Below are 5,293 nucleotides of genomic sequence, written 5' to 3' on the forward strand. Positions count from 1 at the left end.
TGTTTCGCCGCCTCAAAGGCTTCCGCCGCATCTTTTCGCGGTTCGAAAAACTGGACGTGATGTTCCTCGCCTTTATCAATTTCGCGCTCATCGTTGATGGGCTCAGATAGTGTGAACACGCCCTAGATGGGGCGCGTCGGTAACAGGGTGACGCCAGCGCTTGCAGCAAGCGCATGAGGCATGAGGTGACCGGCCTGCCAGGCCGGCACGGATAGAAGGTCGACCCGGCATTGAGCGGTCAACAGACACCCTGACCTGAGTGACATTGACATGCCAGACTGCAAATGGTGTAGGTCATCAGCGTCGCAACCTGCGAATCACAGGTCGTCTGCCGCCTGTCCAAATCTGGTCGTAGCAGGCGACAGGTAAGGAACATTCCTTTGCATGACGAAATTTATATCTCAGACGGGGCTTGACTTCTGACTCCCCATAGAAGAGTCTGTTTTAAGTGTTTTATAACCGCAGTCGTCGTCGTCGTTCAGCGCTTGGCTTCGTGTCGCCAACCCGGTTCATGCAAGGCTGGCTTGTGGCCCTGCGGCTACGATGCGGCTGCTTAACCCTGGGGCCTCCGGAAGGCGAAAAGCCGGGGCGACCTCAATGTTGCTGTTCTGTCGCGATCGGATCTCCCCACTGGAGTTGGCGAAGCCATCGTCATACCCGTCGTTCGCGAACATCCATTTGCGATGCGAATCAGTGTTATCCAAACAATTGATTTTGTAGCTTGAGGCGAGATGCCGCATAGTCGCTTCCTGCGACGCGCGGAACAACTTCAGACTATTCGTGCCGGAAAGAGAAGTTTCCCGACGAGCCCCCGATGCAAGCGACGCTATCGGAGCGGCTATCCATCTGAACGTCAAAATTAATTTTCTGCGGGAGCGGATACGAACAACCATCGGAGCCGTGACAATGACTGTATCGATCGTGATAGTGGGTGCCGGTTTTTGCGGGACGATGACGGCCACAAGGCTACTGTCGGATCAAACCGCAAAGCCCCTGTCGATCGCACTTGTCGATGACAGCTACAGCGTTTCGCGTGGTATTGCTTATCGGTCGGACGAAGAGGGCTGGCTCCTGAATGCCCCCGCACGTACCCTCAGTGTTGAGCGGGACAACGGTAACGGCTTTGTCGATTATTGCCGACTGCGAGGCCGGCCTGCGGAACCGGATGATTTTCTACCACGTGCCTGGTACGGTGATTATCTTGCACATGTGCTAAAAAAAGCCGTCGCAAACTCCGGAAAACATCAGTTTTCTCAACACGACGGATATGCCGTCGCGCTGGAGCCCGTAGAGGATGGCCGAACGAAGGTTCATTTGCACACGGGTGTGGGGATTTCGGCCGATCAGGTCATCCTTGCGACCGGGCACAGCGATGGCCGCCGCTCCATCACTATAGCAGCGACCGGTGGCGCTTCACTCGATCAACGTTTGCTCGCGACTCCTTGGGACGCAGTTAAACTGCGGGCCGTGCCGGATGACAGCCATTTCTTCCTGTGCGGGTCTGGTTTGACGGCACTAGACGTTGTTTACGCGCTGCACCGGCGCAGCGAAAAGTTGCGCTTCACGCTTATGTCCCGCCGTGGTTTGTTGCCCCAACATCACTGCCAGTCACCGTCGAGACTTCAGCCACAAGCGCGGCGGGCGCTTCTCGATCAACTGGCTGCCGGCCCCAGGCATTGCATCACCGTCGTACGCAAAGTCATTGCTGAACATCGCGCGAGGGGCGGTGACTGGCGCGAGGTGATCGATAGCCTGCGTCCGGCGGTACCGCAGATCTGGTCAAACTGGTCTGAGGCCGACCGACGCGCTTTCGTGCGCCATATTGCACCTTATTGGGACACACATCGTCACCGACAGCCAGCTTCCACGGCAGCGCTTGTCGCGTCACTCAGGATGAGTGGGTGTCTCTCGCTTATGGCGGGGCGAATCGAAACAATCAGCGCACATGGCGACGGGCTGCTGCTGGCTATTCGCCCGCGCGCAGCAGCGGCCTCGCGCGTTGTGCACGCATCGTATTTCGTGAATTGTACCGATGTCGGGATGGCTCCCGCTCATCGAGCAACTGCTTCAGATACAGAGCCGCCTGCAGATTGCAAACACCGGCCTATAGCACACGCGTGTGATTATCTTTTTGATCAATTACGGCGCGACGGGATTGCAAAATTTGACTGGGCAGGGTTGTGTGTTGATGAGTCTTACCGCGTGGTTCGAGTCAATAGCTGTACGAATCCATCGCTCTTTTATATTGGCCCTGCGCTTAAAAGACGCTTTTGGGAGGCGACAGCGGTGCCCGAATTGCTAATGCATATCGAGCGGATGACGGAGATCATAATGCGGCAGGTTTCTGCACGTTAAACGCGAGCGCATTGCCTGACAGGCGTGGACGCAAGCGCACGCTCTCAGTGTTTTGTCCCAGAAATAACTTTGCATAGCCGAGCCACTTTCTGGAGGATTGAATCGGCGGTCGCGGTCCATACGAACGGCCGGCCGTGTTGGTTGTACTGCTCGATAATTCGTTCGATGCTGGCAATGAGTTGGCGCACGTTCTTGAATGACCCTCGACGGATCGCCTGCTGCGTAATCAGGCCAAACCAGCGTTCAACCTGATTCAGCCAGCTTGAGTTCCATGGGCAACAAACCGCTTCTTCCAGTGCGTAATTGCCGGCGGTGTCACTTCGCACTGCGGTGCAATTTCTTGACTCGTATGACTGTCAGCGGCCATCAAGACAATCTTTGCACGGCGGACCAGAGAATGAGGCAGCGAACGCGAGCGGCTCATTGACAGCAATTGTTCTCGCTCCAGTTCCGAGGAGACAACCTCGACTCCTTTGCGTCCCATGATCGCGTCCTGCACACCGTGACTCGGGTCAAGGGCGGGCGTGAGCCCGGCGTAGCGGACCCTTGACGCGACGTCGTTTTCCAAGCTATGCATTGGTCGTGGGCGGCACTTTTGCCGCCCACGCCCATGCGACCGTGTTTCTGACGGTCGTCAACAACACGATGTTTGGGCCAGGACGAGGCGGTTATCCGACGGTTGATCATTCTGATATGCGCGGGTTGGTTACCGCATGACAAACGAAACGTCGGGGAGCTGCCTCAATCTAGTTTCGAGGGTTGTGCTGTTTCCAGTTGCCTCCTAGGCAGTATGACTTCACGTGAGGTGGAGGGCTGGCCTGCCGTGAGGAATCAAACGCGGGTTAGCATGACTGCCAGAGCCGCACGGTGTGGACAGGGCCACACCCGGCGATTTCCAGCTCGGAGGAATTGAAATGAACGCCTCCCACCCGTAGCGAGCCACAAGACGCGGAGTCCTGGGCCCTCACCAGGCCGCTGGGACCGGGAATTTCCAAAATGGGAAGATCATGACGATCTCCCCAGGCAATCAGGAGCGGCCGCCATGAATCCCACCCCAGTTGGTGTCGACATCGCAAAATCGGTGTTCCAGGTGCATTACGTCGATCCGGAATCAGGAGAAATCGTGAACAAGCGGATCAAGCGCGCCAGGTTCCTTGAGTATTTCGCCAATCGTCAGCCTTGTCTGATCGGTATGGAAGCGTGTGGCGGTGCACACCACTGGGCCCGCCAATTTATCGGGATGGGACATCAGGTCAAGCTGATGCCGGCCAAGTTTGCCAAGGCCTTCAATATCCGCAACAAGAACGATGCCGCGGATGCACGTGCACTTTGGCTGGCAGTTCAGCAACCCAGCAAGGCCGTCGCGGTAAAAACTGAGGCACAGCAGGCCGTACTGGCGCTTCACCGCATGCGTCAGCAACTGGTGAAATTCCGTACGATGCAAATCAATAACCTGCGCGGTCTGCTTACCGAGTACGGTGAAGTGATGGGCCAAGGCCGAGCCGCGCTGGACAACGCCATGCCGGGTGTACTGGGACGGGTCGCCGAGCGCCTGCCGGCTGTCCTGATCGATACGCTGCGTGAACAGTGGGACGGGCTGACAAAGTTAGATCAGCAGATCGATGAAATCGAACGGCGGCTGCGTCGGTGGACCCAGCAAGACAATGCGGTCAAAGCGCTTACCGACATTCCGGGCGTGGGTGCGCTGACAGCTTCGGCGGCCGTGGCCACAATGGGTGATCCGAGCGCATTCAGTTCCGGGCGAGAGTTCGCGGCATGCATTGGGCTTGTACCGAGGCAAACGGGATCGGGCGGCAAGGTCATCCTGCTAGGGAAGGTCTGCACAACATGTTTTCAGAGCGCCGATCTTTTTTCACGCTGGGCGTATCGGCCGCAGAGTCTGCCAGCAGGTTGGTCGACCGGCTTTTGAAGCATGATGGCCTTCGTTTTCCGAGACTCACGGCCTGATGCGCCGGGCGTTTCACGCTTTGCTTAAAGCCTTGCGCGCCATCCAGAGATTGCCCAGCGCAAACAGTGTCGTGATCTGTGCGGTGTTCTTCACCAATCCTCGGTAGCGGGTCTTCGTATAACCAAACTGCTGCTTGAGCACGCGAAACGGATGTTCAACCTTGGCGCGCACGCCAGCCTTCAGGCGCTCAATCTGGTTGTATATCGCATCCAGACGATTGGTCAGGTCGAGTTGTCGACGCTTGCCCGGTCGCATCGCGACGTGCCAGCGTACCGGGTTCGCCTGACACCGCTTTTCAATACCCTGATATCCGGCGTCAGCGTACACATCCCTTTCCTGACCGTGCAACAACGCTTCGGCCGCATTGATGTCGTGCACGTTGGCCGCCGTACCAATGACGGTGTGGACCAGACCCGACTCTGCGTCCACGCCGATGTGCGCTTTCATTCCGAAGTACCATTGATTCCCTTTCTTCGTCTGATGCATCTCCGGATCCCGTTTGCCAGATCCGTTCTTTGTCGAACTGGATGCGCTAATCAAGGTCGCATCGACCGCTGAGCCTGCCTTCAACATCAAGCCTTTTTCACTCAGGATCTCATTGACCACCGTGAGCATCTGAGCGGCCAGTCCGTGCGTTTCGAGAAGGTGGCGGAACCGTAGAATCGTGCTTTCGTCTGGCAAACGCGTCATACCTTCGTCCAGCCCCGCGAACTCACGGTACAGCGGCACGTCATAAAGCGCCTCTTCCATCGCTGGGTCCGAAAGCCCAAACCACTGCTGCATGAAGTGAATCTGCAGCATCGTCGCAACCGGAAACGGCGGCCTTCCAGTCTTACCTTTCGGATAGTGCGGTTCGATCAGCGCAATCAATCTCGACCATGGCACAACGCGCCTCATCTCGTCGAGAAATTCCCGCTTACGCGTGCGTTTCGTTGAAAGATCCAAGCCAAGACCGAGCTGTGTCATCGA

3 protein-coding genes and 3 pseudogenes are annotated in these 5,293 nt (G+C 57.1%); 3 read left to right on the plus strand and 3 right to left on the minus strand.

The genetic code is table 11. The features are described from left to right. Together VSR34_RS37260 and VSR34_RS37265 are read left to right on the plus strand one after the other, a co-directional pair. Positions 1–110: pseudogene (locus VSR34_RS37260) on the plus strand (IS5/IS1182 family transposase); the annotation flags it as partial. Between the two features lie 796 nt (positions 111–906). Then, positions 907–2,355 (plus strand): FAD/NAD(P)-binding protein, encoded by a 1,449-nt coding sequence (locus tag VSR34_RS37265; RefSeq protein WP_342965111.1) that lies wholly within the window; start codon positions 907–909, stop codon positions 2,353–2,355. A 44-nt stretch (positions 2,356–2,399) separates the two neighbouring features. On the opposite strand, the pseudogene VSR34_RS37270 reads toward VSR34_RS37265, so the two are convergent. Continuing rightward, positions 2,400–2,630, minus strand: a pseudogene (locus VSR34_RS37270) (IS630 family transposase); the annotation flags it as partial. Beyond that, positions 2,609–2,932 (minus strand): helix-turn-helix domain-containing protein, encoded by a 324-nt coding sequence (locus tag VSR34_RS37275; protein WP_342965112.1) that lies wholly within the window; start codon positions 2,930–2,932, stop codon positions 2,609–2,611. The pseudogene VSR34_RS37270 and the gene VSR34_RS37275, both read right to left, overlap by 22 nt. A 465-nt stretch (positions 2,933–3,397) precedes the next feature. On the opposite strand from VSR34_RS37275, the pseudogene VSR34_RS37280 reads away from it, so the two are divergent. Further along, positions 3,398–4,189 (plus strand): annotated as a pseudogene (locus VSR34_RS37280) (IS110 family transposase); the annotation flags it as partial. Positions 4,190–4,336: 147 nt separating this feature from the next. Here the strand turns inward: VSR34_RS37280 and VSR34_RS37285 are convergent. Further along, the gene (locus VSR34_RS37285; RefSeq protein WP_342965113.1) at positions 4,337–5,290 is read right to left on the minus strand and encodes an IS5 family transposase; all 954 of its coding nucleotides are present in this window, start codon (positions 5,288–5,290) and stop codon (positions 4,337–4,339) included. Positions 5,291–5,293 lie beyond the last annotated feature (3 nt).

The organism is Paraburkholderia sp. JHI2823, from assembly GCF_038900695.1.
Classification (GTDB): domain Bacteria; phylum Pseudomonadota; class Gammaproteobacteria; order Burkholderiales; family Burkholderiaceae; genus Paraburkholderia; species Paraburkholderia mimosarum.